Annotated in this window: 15 protein-coding genes; 13 read left to right on the forward strand and 2 right to left on the reverse strand. The window is 71.2% G+C overall.

From position 1 onward, the window contains the following. The first annotated feature begins 9 nt into the window (after positions 1-9). From B079_RS0107270 to B079_RS0107320, 11 genes are all read left to right on the forward strand, one after another. Positions 10-369, forward strand: coding sequence for a DUF4233 domain-containing protein (locus tag B079_RS0107270; RefSeq protein WP_018545118.1), 360 nt, complete (start codon positions 10-12; stop codon positions 367-369). 63 nt (positions 370-432) lie between these two features. Next, on the forward strand, positions 433-846 hold the full coding sequence (gene ndk, locus B079_RS0107275; protein WP_018545119.1) for a nucleoside-diphosphate kinase: 414 nt from the start codon (positions 433-435) through the stop codon (positions 844-846). A gap of 337 nt (positions 847-1,183) precedes the next feature. Continuing rightward, the gene (locus tag B079_RS0107280; protein WP_014672705.1) at positions 1,184-2,203 is read left to right on the forward strand and encodes a rod shape-determining protein; all 1,020 of its coding nucleotides are present in this window, start codon (positions 1,184-1,186) and stop codon (positions 2,201-2,203) included. Between the two features lie 168 nt (positions 2,204-2,371). Beyond that, positions 2,372-3,316: a rod shape-determining protein MreC gene (gene mreC / locus B079_RS0107285; RefSeq protein WP_018545120.1), complete on the forward strand. Its 945-nt coding sequence runs from the start codon at positions 2,372-2,374 to the stop codon at positions 3,314-3,316. Positions 3,317-3,329: 13 nt separating this feature from the next. Next, complete coding sequence (gene mreD / locus B079_RS0107290; protein ID WP_018545121.1) at positions 3,330-4,007, forward strand: rod shape-determining protein MreD; 678 nt, start codon at positions 3,330-3,332, stop codon at positions 4,005-4,007. A 139-nt stretch (positions 4,008-4,146) separates the two neighbouring features. Then, on the forward strand, positions 4,147-6,396 hold the full coding sequence (mrdA, locus tag B079_RS0107295; protein WP_018545122.1) for a penicillin-binding protein 2: 2,250 nt from the start codon (positions 4,147-4,149) through the stop codon (positions 6,394-6,396). After that, positions 6,393-7,589, forward strand: coding sequence for a rod shape-determining protein RodA (rodA, locus tag B079_RS0107300; protein ID WP_018545123.1), 1,197 nt, complete (start codon positions 6,393-6,395; stop codon positions 7,587-7,589). The genes mrdA and rodA overlap by 4 nt, the downstream gene beginning before the upstream one ends. Positions 7,590-7,900: 311 nt before the next feature. After that, positions 7,901-9,400, forward strand: coding sequence for a CYTH and CHAD domain-containing protein (locus tag B079_RS0107305; protein WP_018545124.1), 1,500 nt, complete (start codon positions 7,901-7,903; stop codon positions 9,398-9,400). A 104-nt stretch (positions 9,401-9,504) separates the two neighbouring features. Next, on the forward strand, positions 9,505-11,460 hold the full coding sequence (locus tag B079_RS0107310; protein WP_018545125.1) for a TIGR03960 family B12-binding radical SAM protein: 1,956 nt from the start codon (positions 9,505-9,507) through the stop codon (positions 11,458-11,460). Positions 11,461-11,554: 94 nt separating this feature from the next. Then, positions 11,555-12,142, forward strand: a complete 588-nt coding sequence (locus B079_RS0107315) for a hypothetical protein (protein WP_018545126.1) — start codon at positions 11,555-11,557, stop codon at positions 12,140-12,142. Positions 12,143-12,267: 125 nt separating this feature from the next. Continuing rightward, on the forward strand, positions 12,268-14,310 hold the full coding sequence (locus B079_RS0107320) for a restriction endonuclease (protein WP_026248443.1): 2,043 nt from the start codon (positions 12,268-12,270) through the stop codon (positions 14,308-14,310). A gap of 81 nt (positions 14,311-14,391) precedes the next feature. Here B079_RS0107320 and B079_RS0107325 read toward each other — a convergent pair whose 3' ends face one another. Beyond that, entirely contained in the window at positions 14,392-14,745 is a 354-nt protein-coding gene (locus B079_RS0107325; RefSeq protein WP_018545128.1) for a DUF805 domain-containing protein, read from the reverse strand. Positions 14,746-14,906: 161 nt separating this feature from the next. Then, on the reverse strand, positions 14,907-16,127 hold the full coding sequence (locus B079_RS0107330) for an alpha/beta hydrolase family protein (RefSeq protein ID WP_018545129.1): 1,221 nt from the start codon (positions 16,125-16,127) through the stop codon (positions 14,907-14,909). A gap of 247 nt (positions 16,128-16,374) precedes the next feature. Between B079_RS0107330 and B079_RS0107335 the strand changes: the two genes are divergently transcribed. Both B079_RS0107335 and B079_RS0107340 read left to right on the forward strand, forming a co-directional pair. Next, positions 16,375-16,989: a hypothetical protein gene (locus B079_RS0107335; protein ID WP_018545130.1), complete on the forward strand. Its 615-nt coding sequence runs from the start codon at positions 16,375-16,377 to the stop codon at positions 16,987-16,989. A gap of 60 nt (positions 16,990-17,049) precedes the next feature. Next, positions 17,050-18,156, forward strand: coding sequence for a hypothetical protein (locus B079_RS0107340; protein WP_018545131.1), 1,107 nt, complete (start codon positions 17,050-17,052; stop codon positions 18,154-18,156). Positions 18,157-18,161 lie beyond the last annotated feature (5 nt).

The following is an 18,161-nucleotide window of genomic DNA, read 5'->3' on the forward strand; positions in this document are numbered from 1 at the left end:
GGTTCCGTCGTGCGTACGCTCTGTTCATCGACGCTGATCGGTGAGTTCTTCATCATCGGTTTCGCGGGCCTGGTGGCCATGAAGGACCCCTCGCTCGCCATGTCCACGGTGTGGCTGGTGTGCGGGATCGCCATGGCCCTGTCCGTGCTGCTGTGCGGCATGGTGACCCGCCCCGGCGGCGTCGCCCTCGGCTGGGCCCTCCAGCTCGCCCTCATCGTCTCGGGCATCTTCGTGCCGATGATGTACATCATGGGCGCGGTCTTCGCCGCCCTGTGGTGGGCGTCGGTGCACTATGGCCGAAAGGTGGATGAAGCGAAGGCCCGGTTCGCCGCGGCGGCCGAGCCCACCTCCACACCTGACGCTGCGTGACGAGTGCCACGACACGCCCTGTAATCTCGTGCCACCGCACACGTCAGTCCTAAGGAGCCTTCCGTGACCCAGCGCACCCTCGTCCTGCTCAAGCCCGACGCCGTCCGTCGTGGCCTGACCGGCGAGATCATCAGCCGTATCGAGCGGAAGGCCGACTGGCGGATCACGGCGCTGGAGCTGCGCACACTGGACCAGGACACGCTGGAGCTGCACTACGGCGAGCACAAGGGCAAGCCTTTCTACGAGCCGCTGGTCGAGTTCATGTCCTCCGGTCCGGTCGTCGCGCTGATCGTCGAGGGTGAGCGGGTCATCGAGGGTGTGCGGCAGCTCGCCGGTCCGACGGACCCGATCGCCGCGGCTCCCGGGTCCATCCGCGGTGACTACGGCGTGATCGTCCGCGAGAACCTGATCCACGCGTCCGACTCCGAGGAGTCGGCCGAACGCGAGGTGAAGATCTTCTTCCCGGGTCGTGTCTGACCGGTGCCCGGCGGCCCGTCCGGGCCACGCCGTGCGGAGTTTCCGAGAATTTTTCTGAGTGACCGTCAGGTCGGCAGGACGCCCGGACCTGGGACGGCCGTACGATTTCGGCCGTCCCTTGGCATATGCGTTGCCGATCGGGGGAACGTGTGCCCCCGATGGGCCGTCTCCACAAGCGAGGCGCCGCGTCATCTGCTGACAATGGCGAAGACCCTCGCGCGATGTCCGTGAAGGCGCGTCTACGATGGAACCCTTCACGTCACCGCACCCACCTCGCCTACCTGAAAAGCCCTCAAAAGCTCGTGGGAAGGCCAGACGAATCCTGATGGGGAACTCAATGTCGTTCATCGGCCGTGACATGGCTGTCGACCTCGGGACCGCCAACACGCTGGTGTACGTCAGGGGTCGCGGGATCGTACTCAACGAGCCGTCCGTCGTCGCCATCAACACCAACACCGGTGGCATCCTCGCGGTCGGTGCCGAAGCCAAGAAGATGATCGGCCGGACGCCGGGCAACATCGTCGCCGTGCGCCCGCTGAAGGACGGCGTCATCGCCGACTTCGAGATCACCGAGCGGATGCTCCGCTACTTCATCCTGAAGATCCACAAGCGGCGGTATCTCGCCCGTCCGCGCGTCGTCGTGTGCGTGCCCTCGGGCATCACGGGCGTCGAGCGCCGCGCCGTCATCGAGGCGTCCTCGCAGGCCGGCGCGCGCCAGGTGCACATCATCGAGGAGCCCATGGCAGCCGCCATCGGCTCCGGCCTGCCGGTCCACGAGGCCACGGGCAACATGGTGGTGGACATCGGCGGCGGCACCACGGAGGTCGCGGTCATCTCGCTCGGCGGCATCGTCACCGCGCAGTCCATCCGCGTCGCGGGCGACGAACTGGACAACGCGATCATCCAGTACATCAAGAAGGAGTACAGCCTTCTGCTGGGTGAGCGCACGGCCGAGCAGATCAAGATCACGATCGGTTCGGCGTACGACCTCGACACCGACGAGCACACCGAAGTCCGGGGCCGGGACCTGGTGTCCGGCCTGCCCAAGACCGTCGTCATCTCCGCCGCTGAGGTGCGCAAGGCGATCGAGGAGCCGGTCAACGCGATCGTCGACGCCGTCAAGACGACCCTGGACAAGTGCCCGCCGGAGCTGTCCGGCGACATCATGGACCGGGGCATCGTGCTGACCGGCGGCGGCGCCCTGCTGCGCGGCCTCGACGAGCGGCTGCGCCGCGAGACCGGCATGCCGATCCACATCGCCGAGGACCCGCTCGACAGCGTCGCGCTGGGTTCCGGCAAGTGCGTCGAGGAGTTCGAGGCACTGCAGCAGGTGCTGGACGCGCAGCCGCGCAGATGACGTAACACTTCGATTCCGCCGTACGAGACGTTCTTCGCTCGTGCGGCGGATCGTTGATATAGAGGCATAAGCTCCCGCAAACGGACCGCTCGGATTGGCGCTTCCTTTCGTGTTGGCGTTTTTCCGGCAGTCCTCGAATTCCTATTGAGGAAGGCACGGCCGCCGCACGTGAGGGACACGAAAGAGAGCCGGCTGCTCCTGGTCCTGCTGATCGCCATCGCGTTCGCACTGATCACGGTGGACATCCGCGGGGGCCGGAACTCGCCGGTCGACGGCGCCCGGCATGCCGCTGCCGCGGCGTTCGGCCCGATCGAGAACGGACTGTCCTCCGCGGTCGACCCGGTCGGCGAGGCCGTCTCCGCCGTCCGTGACTCCGGCACCCGCCACGACCGCCTGGCCACGCTGGAGAAGGAGAACGCGGCCCTCAAGGCCAAGCTCGGCAGCGACGACCGCAACCGCAGCCGCCTGAACCAGCTCGACCGGATGCTGAAGATCGCCGGAGAGGGCCAGTACGGCATCAAGGGCGCGCAAGTCATCGCCATAGGAGCGGCCCAGGGCTTCTCCTGGACCATCACCATCGACGCGGGCGCCGACGACGGCATCAAGCGCGACATGACGGTGCTCAACGGCGACGGCCTGGTCGGCCGCGTCACCACCGTCGGCCCCGGCACCGCCACCGTGCTGCTCGCCAACGACCCCGACTTCACCGTCGGCACCCGCATGGAGGGCAGCGACGAACTCGGCTTCGCCTCCGGGCAGGGCGACCGCCCGCTGCGCGTCGAACTCCTCAACGGCAAGGCCGAGGTGAAGAAGGGCGACCGCCTGGTCACCTTCGGCTCCCAGGCCGACAAACCGTTCGTGCCGGGTGTCCCGGTCGGCGTGGTCTCCCGCGTCGACCCCTCCGGCGGCGGTCTGACCCGCACCCTGTACGTCACGCCGTACGTCGGCTTCAGCAAGCTCGACATCGTCGGCGTCGTCGTCTCCGGGCCCAAGAAGGACCCGCGCGACGAGGTCCTGCCCACCAAGCCCAAGCCGGTCCCGACGCCGACCGTGACCGTGACGGTCACCCCCTCGGCCGACGCGCCCGGGTCCACCGACGAGCAGCAGCAGTAGGAGCCGAACCACCATGCGCCTCAACCGCATTCTGCTCGCCGCCGCACTGGTCGTCGTCGCCCTGGTGATCCAGGTGAGCGTCCTCGCCCGGCTGCACCTGCCCGGCGCCGTGCCCGACCTGCTGCTGCTCACCGTCGTCGGCCTCGCCATGGTCTACGGCCATGTCGGCGGCGCCCTCGTCGGCTTCGGCGCGGGACTCCTCGCCGACCTCGCCCCGCCCGCCGACCACGCGGCCGGACGCTACGCGCTCGTGCTCTGCGTCATCGGCTACTGCGCCGGGCTCGTCAGACCGGAGAACGGGCGGCTGAAGTCCGCGATCGGCCCGATGGCCGTCGTGGTCGCCGCCGCGGTCGGCTCCACGCTGCTCTACGCGGGCGTCGGCGCCCTCGTCGGGGACACCGCCGCCCGTCATGTCGGCCTGACCGGGCTGCTGTTCTCCGCCGCGCTCTACGACCTGCTGCTCGCGCCGTTCGTCGTGCCCGGCGTCATGTGGCTGGCCCGCCGCACCGACAACGACCCGCTCACCGAGAGCGGCCCCTCGGTCAAGGCCGGGAACATCTCCTCGGGCTGGCTCTCCTCCGGCACTGGTCTGCGCGTCGGCGGCGGGCGCGGCGGCCTCGGCACCCTCAAGGCCAAGGCCCGCACCCGCTCCGCCCGGGTCGGCCGCATCAAGGGGGTCAAGCGGCTGTGACACCGGGCGACTTCACCCGAAAGAGGCAGCTTCGGGGGAACGGGCCGACCCCGGCCCCGCGTTCATCGTTCGTACGCACACACGTTCACGTACGCGTCCACGCATCCGCGTCCGCGCACTGAGAGGGGGAGCAGCCGCAGTGACCAACATTCCCGAGACCGGTCGGACCCCACGGGTCCAGATCCGACTCGTCGTCATCCAGATCCTCGTCCTCTCCCTCCTCGGCACCCTCGGCGGACGCCTGTGGTACCTCCAGATCCGCCAGGGCGCCGAGTACCAGCGCGAAGCATCCGGCAACCACGTCCAGCAGGTCGTCGACCCCGCCGTGCGCGGTGACATCCTCGACGCGCGCGGCGTCCCCCTCGCGGACAACGAGACCCGCCTGGTCGTCTCCGCCTCCCGCACCGACCTCCTCAAGCAGAAGGACGACGGCAAGGCGGTCCTCGCCAAGCTCGCGGGCGTGCTCGGCCTGAAGACCGAGGACGTCGAGCAGAAGGTCCGGCTCTGCGACGCGAAGACCCCCCAGCCCTGCTGGAACGGCTCGCCGTACCAGCCGATCCCGATCACCGACGAGGCCACGCCCAAGCAGGCCCTCCAGATCCGCGAGCGCGCCGAGGACTTCCCCGGCATCACCGCCGAGCCCGAGGCCGTGCGCCGCTACGGCGCCCCCGGCAAGTCCAACACCTCCCAGGTCCTCGGCTACCTCTCGCCCGTCACCGACGACGAGATCCAGAAGGCCAAGAACACCGACTCGCCGTATCTGCGCTCCGACATGGTGGGCCGCTCCGGCCTGGAGCGGCAGTACGACAAGGAACTGCGCGGCAAGGCCGGTGTCACCCGCTACGAGGTGGACAACCTCGGCCGGGTCATCGGCAAGGCCAAGGCCGACCCCGCGGAGGCCGGTTCCAACCTGGTCACCAGCATCGACTCCCGCGTCCAGCGCGTCGCGGAGTACGAACTGGACAAGGCCATGAAGGTCGCCCGCCAGCAGTTCGACAAGATCACCGGCACCAACTACAAGGCCGACTCCGGCGCCGTGGTCGTCATGGAGGCCAAGACCGGCCGCATCGTCGCCATGGCCTCCGCCCCCACCTACGACCCCAACGTCTGGGTGGGCGGCATCTCCGCCAAGGACTACAAGGCCCTCACCGGCAAGAACAGCGACTACCCGCTGCTCAACCGGGCCATCCAGGGCCAGGCCGCACCGGGCTCCACCTTCAAGGTGATCTCCACCGCCGCCGCGGTCGAGGCGGGCTACGACTTCAACGGCCGCTACCCGTGCACGAGTTCGTACTCGGTCGGCAACCAGGTCTTCAAGAACTTCGAGGGCGAGAGCTTCGGCCCGATCCCGCTGGGCCGCGCGCTCGAGGTCTCCTGCGACACCGTCTTCTACTACCTCGCCGACCAGGAGTGGAAGAAGGACGGCGGCATCAACCCCAAGAAGGGCCAGCCCAAGGACTACTTCTACAAGGCCGCCCACCAGTTCGGCCTCGGCCAGGAGACCGGCGTCGACCTCCCCAACGAGGTCACCGGCCGCGTCCCCGACCGCCAGTGGAAGCTCGACTACTGGAAGGCCAACAAGGACGCCTGGTGCAAGTCCGGCAAGAAGGACGGCTCCTACGTCGAGAAGATCGCGTACGAGAACTGCCTCGAAGGCAACAAGATGCGCGAGGGTGACTCGATCAACTACTCCATCGGCCAGGGCGACACCCTCGTCACGCCGATCCAGGAGGCGCGGATCTACGGCGCCGTCGCCAACGGCGGCACGATGTACCAGCCGACCATCGGCAAGGCGATCATCAGCCCCGACGGCAAGACGATCACGCCGATCAAGCCGAAGAAGACCGGCCGGCTCCCCGTCAGCAAGGCCACCCTCAAGGGCATGGACGACGCCTTCGCGGGCGTCGTCACCCGGGGAACCGCCGCCTGGAAGTTCAGCGGCTGGCCGCAGGACAAGATCCCGCTGCACGCCAAGACCGGTACCGCCGAGGTCTACGGCAAGCAGACCACCTCCTGGCTGGCCACCTACTCCAAGGACTACACGGTGATCATGACGATCGCCCAGGCCGGTACGGGTTCCGGAGCCTCCGGTGAGGCCGTGCGCAACATCTACAGCGCGCTCTACGGCGTCCAGGGCGACGGCTCCATCGACAACAAGAAGGCCCTGCTGCCCGAGCCGCAGAAGGACCTGCCCAAGGTCCGCCCCGACGGCACCGTCACCGCCCCCAAGATCGTCGGTGACCCCGCCAAGGACGTCGAGGCCGCCCAGAAGAACAACGCCAGCAACGGCGAGGACGAGCAGCCCGCGGCCACCGCGCCCACGGACAACACCAACAGCAACACCCGCAGGCGGCCCCGCCGGAGGGGAAGCCGGAGGACGCGCACATGACCGGCAACAGCTTCTCCGTCTCCGGATACGGCCCCGAGCGGGCCGGCTGGACCAGGCTCCTCGCCCGCGACTCCGTCGCCCGCAGGCTCGACTGGCCGATACTGCTCGCGGCCCTGGCGCTGTCCCTGATCGGCTCGCTGCTGGTCTTCTCCGCGACCCGCAACCGCACGGAGATCAACCAGGGCGACCCGTACTACTTCCTGCTCCGGCACCTGATGAACCTCGGCATCGGGCTCGCCCTGATGGCCGGCACGGTCTGGCTGGGCCACCGCGCCCTGCGCAACGCCGTGCCGGTCCTCTACGGCGTCTCCCTGCTCGGGGTGCTGCTCGTCCTCACCCCGCTCGGCGCCACCATCAACGGCAGCCGCAACTGGATCGTGTTCGGCGGCGGCTTCTCGCTCCAGCCCGCCGAGTTCGTGAAGGTCACGATCATCCTGGGCATGGCCATGCTGCTCGCGGCCCGGGTCGACGCGGGCGACAAGAAGTACCCCGACCACCGCACCGTCCTGCAGGCGCTCGGCCTGGCCGCCGTGCCGATCATGATCGTGCTGCTCATGCCCGACCTCGGCACGGTCCTCGCGATGGTGGCCATCATCCTGGGCGTGCTGCTCGCCTCCGGCGCCTCCAACCGCTGGATCTTCGGCCTGCTCCTGACCGGAGTGGTCGGCTGCGTCGCCATCTGGCAGCTGCACATCCTGGACGAGTACCAGATCAACCGCTTCGCCGCCTTCGCCAACCCCGACCTGGACCCGGCGGGCGTCGGCTACAACACCAACCAGGCCCGCATCGCCATCGGCTCCGGCGGCCTGACCGGCGCGGGCCTCTTCCACGGCTCGCAGACCACCGGCCAGTTCGTGCCCGAGCAGCAGACCGACTTCGTCTTCACGGTCGCGGGCGAAGAGCTGGGCTTCCTGGGCGCGGGCCTGATCATCCTCCTCCTCGGCGTCATCCTGTGGCGGGCCTGCCGTATCGCCTTCGACTCGACCGAGCTGTACGGCACGATCGTGGCCGCCGGGATCGTCGCCTGGTTCGCCTTCCAGTCCTTCGAGAACATCGGCATGACCCTCGGCATCATGCCGGTCACCGGTCTGCCCCTCCCGTTCGTCTCCTATGGCGGCTCGTCGATGTTCGCGGTCTGGATCGCGGTGGGGCTGCTCCAGTCGATCCGGGTGCAGCGGCCGATGTCGGCGTAGTGCCTCCGGCGGTTCGACGGGGGATACGGGCGGGTGCATGGCCGGGGGCCGGGGTTCACGGTCCGGGTTCACGGCCGGGCCCGATCGTCCGGGGTTCGGCTGGGCTCGATTGTCCGGGCTTGGCCGGCCCTGAGCGTCCGGGGTTCGGCCAGGCTCGATCGGCCGGGTTCGGCTGGGCCTGAGCGTCCGGGCTTTGGCCAGGCCCGAGCGGCCGGGCTCGGAGATGTGGCGGAGGGGCGGGAGGGGGCTCCCGCCCCTTCGGTGTGTCCGGGGGCTGGCTGGGGGTCGTGGGGGCGTTCTAGATTCGGGGCATGGTGGACGTGAAGCGTGAGGTGGAGCGGAAGTACGAGGGGGGAGACGGTGGCTTTCCCGAGGTGACCGGGACCGCCGGGGTGGCCCGGGTCGTCGACCGGGGCGTGGCCGAGCTGGACGCCACCTACTACGACACCCCCGACGAACGGCTCGCCGCCGCCTCCCTCACCCTGCGCCGCCGCACCGGGGGCGGGGACGCCGGATGGCATGTGAAGTTCCCCGTGGCCCCCGGGGTCCGCGACGAGATCCGGGCGCCGCTGTCGGACACCGTGCCCGAGGAGATCGCCGCGCTGGTCCGCTCCCGGGTCCGGGGCGCCGAACTGGTCCCCGTGATGCGGCTCCGCAGCGCCCGCCACGTCCAGCACCTGCTCGACGCCGAGGACACGCTGCTGGCCGAGGCGAGCAGCGACACCGTGACCGCGGAACGCCTCAACCGGGCGGGCGGCACCGCCCACTGGACCGAGACCGAGGTCGAGCTGGCCGACGGCGGCGACCCCGCCCTCCTGGACCGGATCGAGAAGCGGCTGCGCGCGGCCGGGCTGAAGCCGTCGAAGGCGCCGTCCAAGCTGGCCCGCGCGCTGGTGGAGACCGGCGGCCGGGCGAGCGGGAGCGGCACTCCCGCCGCCCCCATGACGGCGGGCGACCACGTTCTCGCCTATCTCCGCGAGCAGCGCGAGGTGATCCTCTCCGGCGATCCCGCCGTCCGCCGCGATCTGCCCGACGCCGTGCACCGGATGCGGGTGGCCACCCGCCGGGCCCGTTCCGCGCTGCGCGGCTTCCCCCAGGTGCTCGACCGCGCCGCCACCGCCCCGCTCGCGGCCGAGCTGAAGTGGCTCGCCGGGGAACTCGGTCTCGACCGCGACCAGGAGGTGTTGGCCGAGCGCCTGACCGCCGACCTCGCCGCCCTCCCCGACGACCTGGTCGACGGACCCGTGCGCGAGCGCCTGACCGGCTGGGCCGGCGCCCGCCACCACAGCACCCGGGCCCGGCTGATCGGCGTACTCGACTCCGCGCGCTACCTCGCCTTGCTCGACGGTCTGGACGCCCTGCTCGCGGACCCGCCCCTGCTGAAGAGGGCCGCCCGCAAGCCGGGGAAGACCCTGGCCAAAGCCCTGCGCACGGACTTCGCCAAGCTCTCCCGGCTCGTGGAGACAGCCCTGGAGCTGCCGCCCGGCGAGCAGCGCGACCGTACGCTGCACGAGGCCCGCAAGAAGGCCAAGCGCACCCGGTACGGCGCGGAGGCGGTCGCAGATGCGCTCGGCGCCCCGGCCCGCGCCCTCGTCAAGTCCATGAAGTCCCTCACCACCCTCCTCGGTGACCACCAGGACGGCGTCATGGCCCGCCGCACCCTGCGCGAGCTGGCGGCGGTGACGCAGGGGGCGGGGGAGAGCGCGTTCACGTACGGGCTGCTGTACGGGCGCGAGGAGCGGCGGGCGGAGCGGGTGGAGGATGAGCTGCCCGGGCGGTGGCGGAAGATCGTGTCCCGCTTCCCGCTCTGAACGGTACGGAGGACTGCGCCGACCGGGTTACGCTGGATGGTCACCCCCACCCTCAGTCTCCGGGCCGGGGGCGCCCCCCGTCAGCTCACGAAGGTAATGCCGCGATGTCCGTCGAGTCGGTCTTCCCGCAGCTCGAAGCTTTGCTCCCGCATGTGCAGAAGCCGATCCAGTACGTCGGTGGGGAACTGAACTCCACGGTGAAACCGTGGGAATCCTCCGATGTCCGCTGGGCCCTCATGTACCCGGACGCGTACGAGGTCGGTCTGCCCAACCAGGGCGTCATGATCCTCTACGAGGTGCTGAACGAGCAGGAGGGCGTCCTCGCCGAGCGCACGTACAGCGTGTGGCCGGACATGGAGGCCCTGATGCGCGAGCACGGCGTGCCGCAGTTCACGGTCGACAGCCACCGGCCGCTGCGTGCCTTCGACGTGTTCGGCCTGTCCTTCTCCACCGAGCTGGGCTACACCAACATGCTCACGGCGCTGGACCTGGCGGGCATCCCGCTGGAGTCCAAGGACCGTACGCTCGACGACCCGATCGTCCTCGCGGGCGGCCACGCGGCCTTCAACCCCGAGCCGATCGCGGACTTCATCGACGCGGCGATCATCGGCGACGGCGAGCAGGCCGTGCTGGACATGACGGAGATCATCCGCAAGTGGAAGGCGGAGGGCCGCCCGGGTGGCCGCGAGGAGGTGCTGCTGCGCCTGGCGAAGACCGGCGCGGTGTACATCCCGGCCTTCTACGACGTGGAGTACCTGCCCGACGGCCGTATCGCCCGCGTCGTCCCCAACCGCTCGGGCGTGCCGTGGCGCGTGTCGAAGCACACCGTCATGGACCTGGACGAGTGGCCGTACCCCAAGCAGCCGCTGGTGCCGCTGGCGGAGACGGTCCACGAGCGCATGTCGGTGGAGATCTTCCGTGGCTGCACGCGCGGCTGCCGGTTCTGCCAGGCGGGCATGATCACGCGCCCGGTGCGCGAGCGCTCGATCACCGGCATCGGCGACATGGTCGACAAGGGGCTGAAGGCGACCGGTTTCGAGGAGGTCGGCCTGCTGTCCCTGTCCTCCGCGGACCACAGCGAGATCGGCGACATCGCCAAGGGCCTCGCGGACCGCTACACGGACGACAAGATCGGCCTGTCCCTCCCGTCCACCCGTGTCGACGCGTTCAACGTCGACCTGGCCAACGAGCTGACCCGCAACGGCCGCCGGTCCGGTCTCACCTTCGCCCCCGAGGGCGGCTCCGAGCGCATGCGCAAGGTCATCAACAAGATGGTCTCGGAGGAGGACCTGATCCGCACGGTCGCCACCGCGTACGGCAACGGCTGGCGGCAGGTGAAGCTGTACTTCATGTGCGGTCTGCCCACCGAGACCGACGACGACGTCCTCCAGATCGCCGACATGGCGACGCACGTCATCCAGAAGGGCCGCGAGGTCTCCGGTTCGGGGGACATCCGCTGCACGGTCTCGATCGGCGGCTTCGTCCCGAAGCCCCACACCCCCTTCCAGTGGGCCCCGCAGCTCTCCGCCGAGGAGACGGACGCCCGTCTGCAGAAGCTCCGCGACAAGATCCGGGGCGACAAGAAGTACGGCCGCTCCATCGGCTTCCGCTACCACGACGGCAAGCCCGGCATCGTCGAGGGCCTGCTCTCGCGCGGCGACCGCCGCACCGGCGCCGTGATCCGCGCGGTCTACGAGGACGGCGGTCGCTTCGACGGCTGGCGCGAGCACTTCTCCTACGACCGCTGGATGGCCTGCGCCGACAAGGCGCTCGCGCCCTTCGGCGTCGACGTCGACTGGTACACCACCCGCGAGCGCACCTACGAGGAAGTCCTCCCCTGGGACCACCTCGACTCCGGCCTCGACAAGGACTGGCTCTGGGAGGACTGGCAGGACGCCCTCGACGAGACCGAGGTCGAGGACTGCCGCTGGACCCCCTGCTTCGACTGCGGTGTCTGCCCCCAGATGGACACCCACATCCAGATCGGCCCGACGGGCAAGAAGCTCCTGCCTCTGGCAGTGAAGAACGCGGGCCCGACCCCGGCGGGCCACACCCACTGACCCTGAACGCCGACACCGCAAACCCCCGCCGAAGACCGCCCTGCGGTTCTCCGGCGGGGGTTTGCGCTGAGGGCAAGCTGCCGAGGCTTGAGACATGGGCAGCCTGGGGGATCTGGCGGGCCAGGCGGTCGGCGCGCTCATGGGCACGCTGACCGGCGGCGCCATCACCGTGCATGTCGCCCGCTGGCAGACGGCAGCCGCCGGGGAGTCGGCCCGTCGCCAATGGGCTCGACAGCGCTCGGCCGAGGCCGCGCAACGGCTGCTGGAACGGTTCGCGGATCTGTACGCGTGGCTGCCGTCGTTGCCGGATCTCGCCCTGGAGGAGCCCCGGTTCAGCCCGGTGGCCCGTGAGCGCTGCTCGGCGGCTCTCGGTTCGGTCCGGCGGGGCATGCAGACCGATCTGCTCTCCATCGGGGACGCTCGCGTGCGCGCCCGGTACAGGACCTTGGTGCGGCTCTGCCATGACGTCGGTTGGCGGAGCATCGGGCAGGACGACCGGGAGACCAGGGTCCGCGACGTGCGCGGCTACCTGCGCTACGTGCAGTTCACCCTTGAAGCCGTGATCGACGGCCGTTCCCTGCCGGACGACTGCCCGGCACCGGTGCTCGAGCGCGGGGACGGCGTGCCGTGGCTGCCGCCGGTGGTGCCCTGGTACTGGCGTGATCCGGCCGACGGGAGTTGAGGGTCGGCTGGGCGGGGGTTCGGTACGTCCCTGGTGCAAGTGGATGTGCGGGGCCGGGTCGGGTGGATAAGGTCGTCCGGTTACGTCCGGTTGGGGGCAGCCGGTGTGTGGGGGAGGGCTGGGGGATGGGGCGTCGGTCTGCTGGTCTGGCGGGGGTGTGGGCGGAGGCGCAGCGGCAGGAGCAGCGGCGGCGTGCGGACGAGGCGCGGCGGGAGCGGGAGAGGGAACGGCAGGAGCGGGCCAGGGAGCGGGAAGTCGCGCAGAGTCAGCGGGAGTTCCGGCAGGCGCAGGCGCGGCGGCGTACGGAGGAGCTGGAGGCGCGGGTGGCCGCGCTGCGGGGGCTGCTGGCCGCCGGGTGCGGGGCTCAGGCGTTCCGGGTGGCGCGGTTGATGCGGTCCGAGGAGGTCGAGCCGTTCGACCCGGGGCCGCTGGGGTGGCCGGTGCGGATGCCCGACCGGGCGCAGTACCGGGCGGCGCGGGGCGGCTGGACGGCGGCGCAGCGGGCGCAGGCGGAGGCGGACGCGCAGACCCGGTTCGAGCACGACTGGTTCGCGGCGCAGGCGGCCGAGTCCCGGCGTCTGCTGCAACTGGCCGTGCATCAGCGGGAGTACGAGCAGCGGGTGGCGGCCTGGCTCGCCGAGGTGCGGCGGCACAACGCGGGGGTCGCGGAGGCGGCCGAGAGTGTGCGGCGGGGTGAACCCGAGGCGGTGGTCGCGTACTTCGGCGCGGCGCTGCGGGCGTCCACGGCGTGGCCCGGCGGTTTCCCGTGCGTGCCGCGCGCGGCGTACGACCCGGTGGCCCGGCAGCTGGTGCTGGACTGGGAGTTGCCGGGGTTCGCGGTGGTGCCGGAGGCCAGGTCGGTGCGGTACATGCCGACGTTGGACCAGGAGAAGGAGACCCCGCGCCCGATGGGGCAGCGGCGGACGCTGTACCGCGAGGTGCTGGCGCAGTGTCTGCTCCTCGCGGCCCAACAGGTCTTCGCCGCCGACGAGTTCGACGCGCTCGACTCCGTGGCGGTCAACGGCGTCGTCGACGACCACGACCCGGCGACCGGCAGACAGACCCTGATCTGCCTCGCGACGGTCATGGCGCCGAAGGCCACCTTCACCGGTCTCCACCTCGCCCAGGTCGACCCGGTGAGCTGTCTGACGGAGGCGCTGAAGGGCAGGCTCTCGGCGCGTCCGGACCAGCTGGTGGCGGTACGGCCGGGCCGCAGACCGGAGGAGGTGCGTACCGGCCCCGACGAGCGCGGGTCCACCGGCGAGGAGCCGGATCTCTACGCGATGGACCCGGTCGCCTTCGAGTCGCTGGTGGCCGAGCTGTTCCGGGCCATGGGCATGGAGGCGGTGACGACCGCGCGTTCGGGCGACGGCGGGGTGGACGTGCACGCCGTGGACCCGGCCCCGATCCGGGGCGGCCAGATCGTCGTGCAGGTCAAGCGGTACCGCAACACGGTCCCGCCCACGGCGGTGCGGGACCTGTACGGCACCGTGCAGGACACCGGCGCGAACAAGGGCGTCCTCGTCACCACCTCGGGTTTCGGCCCCGGCTCGCACACCTTCGCGCAGGGCAAGCCGCTGGAGCTGATCTCGGGCCCCGAACTGGTCGATCTGCTGCACCGCCACGGACTGCGCGGCCGACTCGGCGAGCGCGAGGGCCGTCCCGCCGCCGAAACGCCGCTCGGCGACTACAACGTCCTGGGCATGTCCTGGTCCGGCGAGGTCGCCCTGGACATGTGCGCGCTGGTCTGCGCGGGCGCCCGGGTCCTCGGCGACGACCACTTCGTGTTCTTCAACAACCCGGCCACCCCGGACGGTTCGGTCCGCTCGGTACCCGCCCCGCCCCCCGACAAGGCGGCCGTCCGCGTCTCCTTCGACGCCCTGCCCGCCGAGGCCGACCGCCTGGTCCTGGTCGCCGCCGTGGACCCGGAGACCGACCCCCACGCCGACCTCTCGGGCTTCACGGCCCCGGTGATCCGCCTCCTGGACCCGGCCCTGACCGAACTCGGCCGCCTGGAGGTCTCCGAGGGCCGCCCCGGCGAAACCGCCCTGGTCCTCGGCTCCTTCCGCCGCCGCCCGACCGGCGACTGGGACTTCGTCCTGGGCGGCCGTGGCTACCCGGGCGGCCTGGCCGAACTCCTCGCGGACCACGGGATCGCGGTGGAGTGAGCGCCCCGCCCCCCCCGGTCCCGGCATGCGGAAGGGCCCGCCGGAGACTCCGGCGGGCCCTTCCGTGCGTCAGGCGACGCGTCAGACCGCGGGCGCGTACTTCGGGTTCGGGCCGTACTCGTTCGGGTCCGGGCGGCCCTCCTGGGCCAGGAAGACGATCAGGATGATCCAGCCGATGAAGGGGATCAGGCCGATGAGGACGAACCAGCCGGAGCGGCCGGTGTCGTGGAGGCGGCGGACGGCGACGCCGAGGCCGGGCAGGAAGAGGGCCAGGCTGTAGATCCAGCTGATGACCATGGTGTCGATCGCCTGGCCGATGATCGACAGCACGATGGCGATGATCAGGTTGACCAGGAAGAACATCCAGTATTCCTGCCGCCGTGCGCGGCCGTTGAAGACGGCGTACTTCTTCAGGACATCGATGTACCAGTGCATACTCGCCCCCCAGCGGAGTTCTGATTTCGGCCTCCATGGAAGCAGCGGCCATGGCGCGGCGCCAGAGGTTGGCGTGTCCTGATCAAGATGGTTATCCGGTTGTGCCCTCGCCCGCCCTCGCCCGTGATCCGTGTCCGGTCGTCGTGAGCGGCATCCGGTTCTCAGACCCGCGCCGGAGTCCCCAGCCGCGCGTCCAGCCAGTTGAAGATCCGCTGCTCGAACAGCGCGCGCCCCAGCGGCTCGCAGTGCAGATGCGCCCCCTCCTCCTCGGTGAAGCGGACCAGCCACTTGGGGCCGGGCAGCGCGTCGTAGAGCCGCCGCGAGGCGCCCGGCCAGAAGTGCTCGCCCTCGGGGTCGGTGATCAGCAGCGGGGTGGTGATCCGGTCGAGGACGGGCATGAGGTCGTACCGCGCCACCTCGGTCAGCAGGTCGTACGGCGCGTCGATGCCGTACGGCCGGGCCCGCCACCGCCACATCGCGGCCAGCGACGGGTTCTGCTCCAGCGCCTCCCCGATGATCGCGTCGAAGGCGTCCCGGTCCCCGGACTCCCACAGCCCGCGCAGATCGGGGCCGAGGTGCTGCCACCAGCTGTCGCACACCCGGACCACCCCGGGGTCGGCCACGGCGGCGGCGATCCGCTGCTCGAAGGCGAGCGCGCGCGGCACCCAGTAGCCGCCCTGGCTGATCCCCGCGAGCGCCAGCCGCCGCGGGTCCACGTCGGGGCGCAGCAGCAGATAGTCGACGACCGGCGTGATGACGTGCTCCCAGTCGGGCCGGAAGGGCACCCCGCGTTCGAAGAGCATCGACTGCTGGCCGGGGCCGTCGAAGAGCAGGACGCGGTAGCCGCGCTCCACGGCGGGGGCGCCGAGCAGCGTCCAGGCGGCGGTCAGCGGGCCGTCGCTGCCGTTGTTGACGATCAGGGTCGGCAGCGGAGCGTCGTCCTCCGCGCCGGGCGGGCTGATCAGATAGCCCGGCAGCGTCGTGTCCTCGTACGGGATCGCGACCCGCTCGGCGGGCGGGTCGCAGGCGTGCAGAAAGCGGTCGAGACAGGCCCGGTGCTCCGCGAACACCTCCGCCGCCCGCTTCCCGCCGTCCCCGAGCGCGTCGGCGGCGACCAGCGCGGTGCCGAAGTAGCCCGCCGCGCGCAGCCAGGCGGCACGCGCGCTGAGCGGATGCCCGGTGGCCGCACAGCGGTCGGCGTCCTCGCTGACCCGGCGCCCCAGGTCCGCCCAGGCGTCGAACCACGCCGCGCCGTCCCCGTCGGCCACCCCGGCGGCCGTGGTCAGCACCTCGCCCGCGTCGGCGCCGCGCCGCCACACCGAGCCGAGGGCGAGCAGGACCTCGTAGTTGAACTGGTCGTTCTCGTTGAAGCGGTAGCTCATGGAGGCTGCTCCCGGGACAGACCGTACCGACCCCCGTGCATCCGGACCGCATCTCCACGGTAGGGGCCCGGCGGGCCGCGTGCACACGGGCGGCGCGCGTGCGGGCCGGGCCGCTCGGCGCGACCATGAAACGAGGGACAGCGCGAGCCGCCGAACGCCGAACGAGGAGCGCGCGCCGCTGAACGAGCACAGCGCGAGCGGGACGTGCGAGCCGGACGAGACAGGCGCGAGCCACCGGAGGAACCCCATGGCCCAGCAGACGGCGACGAAGGCCCCCGCCAAGAAGCCCGTCGGCACGGGCAGCGTCTTCCTCTCCTTCGCCCCCTGGATCATCTTCGGCGTCGTCGCGAGCCCCAGCACCTGGGAGTACGCGGCGCTCGCCGCGCTGGTCGCCGCGCTCGTCCTGTCCGCCCAGGACCTGCGGCACGGCCGCATCCGCATCCTCGACGCGACGGGCATCGTCTTCTTCGCCGTGCTCGCGGTCCTCGCGCTCGCCCTGGACCGGGGCGAGCTGCTGTGGGTGGAGACCTACGCCCAGGTCATCTCCAACGGCCTGGTCGCCGTCGTCGCGCTCGGCTCGCTGCTCGCCGACCCGTTCACCGCGCAGTACGCGCGCGAGTCGACGCCGCGTCAGTACTGGGACTCGCCCGTCTTCCAGCACATCAACCGGGTCCTGACGGCGGTGTGGGGCCTGGCCTTCGCGCTGATGACACTCTTCACCTGGCTGGCGATCCGCTTCCCCGACCAGGACGACTGGTTCAACTGGGTCGTGCCGATCGCGCTGCTCGTCGGGGCCGTGCGCTTCACCCAGTGGTACCCGGACCGGTACAAGGCGGGCCGTACCGCCCCGGCGGAAGGCTGACCGGGCTGACCGGGCTGACCGGAAGGCATCCAATACGGCCCGTACGGCGTCTGTACGGGCATGGACCTGGACAAGCCGCCCGTCGCGCCCGCCTCCTCCGAGGGCTGCCTCGCCGTGGCGATCCGTATTCCGGTGCGGATCGTGGTGCTCGTGCTCGTGGTGCCGGTGCGCCTGGTGTGGGACGGCCTCACCGTCGCCGCCCGCTTCCTGCGGGACACCCTGCTGCGCCCGCTGGGCCGCGCGCTGCTGTGGACCGGCCGGGCGCTCTTCGTGTGGCCGTGGGTGGCGCTGTGGCGCTGGGTCGTGGTCCCGGTCGGCCAGGGGCTCGGCTTCCTCGGCCAGGTCCTCCTGGTGGTGCCCGCCCGCTGGCTGTACGCGCGCGTGCTCGCGCCGCTGGGCCGGGGGACGGCCTGGCTCGCGGCGGCCGTGGGTACGGCGCTGGCGTGGCTGGGGCACCGCCTGTTCGTCGTCCCGGCGCGGTGGTTCCACGGCCGGGTGCTCGCCCCGGTCGGCCGCGCGCTCGCGTGGTGCGGGCGGGCCGTCGCCACCGGGGTGGGCCTCGCCCTGTACTGGACGACGCGCGTGCTGTTCGTGCTGCCCGCGCTGTGGCTGTGGACCTGGGTGCTCGTACCGGCCGGACACGGGCTGTCCTGGCTCGCGGACCTGGTCGTCGCCGGGGTCGGCACCGCCCTGTACTGGACCGCCCGCGTTCTGCTGGTGCTGCCCGCGCGCTGGCTGTGGCGCCGGTTCCTCGCGCCCGTCGGCCGGGTCCTCGCGGTGGTCGGGCGGGAGATCGCGGACGCCCTCGGACACGCCTGGCGGGTCGCCGGGCGCCTCTCGCTGGTGGTCGGACGCGCGCTCGGCACACTCTTCCGGTGGATCTTCGTGGAACCCGTCCGCTGGGTGTACCGCACCGTCCTCACCCCCGTCGGACACGTCGTGCGCGACCACGTCCTGCGGCCCGCCGCCGAGGTCGCGCGCGCCGTGGGACAGGCCTCGCGGCAGGCTCTCGCCACCGCCCGCGACACCGTCCGCCAGGCCCGTGCGGACCTGCGCCGGATGCTCCTCGGCGAGGCGCGGCGGCCGGTCGCCGTGGACCGGCGGGAACCTCACGAGCGCGGCACACGTACTCTTGGTAGCAGTACGACCGCACTCACGAAGGACTAGGACAC

Origin of the sequence: Streptomyces sp. LaPpAH-108, from assembly GCF_000373625.1 — a bacterium.
In the GTDB taxonomy this organism is placed as follows: domain Bacteria; phylum Actinomycetota; class Actinomycetes; order Streptomycetales; family Streptomycetaceae; genus Streptomyces.

Coding starts and splice junctions, on each gene's coding strand:
- B079_RS0107280 (WP_014672705.1), top strand. CDS start 1,184: ATGTCGTTCATCGGCCGTGACATGGCTGTCGACCTCGGGACCGCCAAC.
- mreD (WP_018545121.1), top strand. CDS start 3,330: ATGCGCCTCAACCGCATTCTGCTCGCCGCCGCACTGGTCGTCGTCGCC.
- rodA (WP_018545123.1), top strand. CDS start 6,393: ATGACCGGCAACAGCTTCTCCGTCTCCGGATACGGCCCCGAGCGGGCC.
- B079_RS0107305 (WP_018545124.1), top strand. CDS start 7,901: ATGGTGGACGTGAAGCGTGAGGTGGAGCGGAAGTACGAGGGGGGAGAC.
- B079_RS0107310 (WP_018545125.1), top strand. CDS start 9,505: ATGTCCGTCGAGTCGGTCTTCCCGCAGCTCGAAGCTTTGCTCCCGCAT.
- B079_RS0107315 (WP_018545126.1), top strand. CDS start 11,555: ATGGGCAGCCTGGGGGATCTGGCGGGCCAGGCGGTCGGCGCGCTCATG.
- B079_RS0107320 (WP_026248443.1), top strand. CDS start 12,268: ATGGGGCGTCGGTCTGCTGGTCTGGCGGGGGTGTGGGCGGAGGCGCAG.
- B079_RS0107325 (WP_018545128.1), bottom strand. CDS start 14,745: ATGCACTGGTACATCGATGTCCTGAAGAAGTACGCCGTCTTCAACGGC.
- B079_RS0107330 (WP_018545129.1), bottom strand. CDS start 16,127: ATGAGCTACCGCTTCAACGAGAACGACCAGTTCAACTACGAGGTCCTG.
- B079_RS0107335 (WP_018545130.1), top strand. CDS start 16,375: ATGGCCCAGCAGACGGCGACGAAGGCCCCCGCCAAGAAGCCCGTCGGC.
- B079_RS0107340 (WP_018545131.1), top strand. CDS start 17,050: ATGGACCTGGACAAGCCGCCCGTCGCGCCCGCCTCCTCCGAGGGCTGC.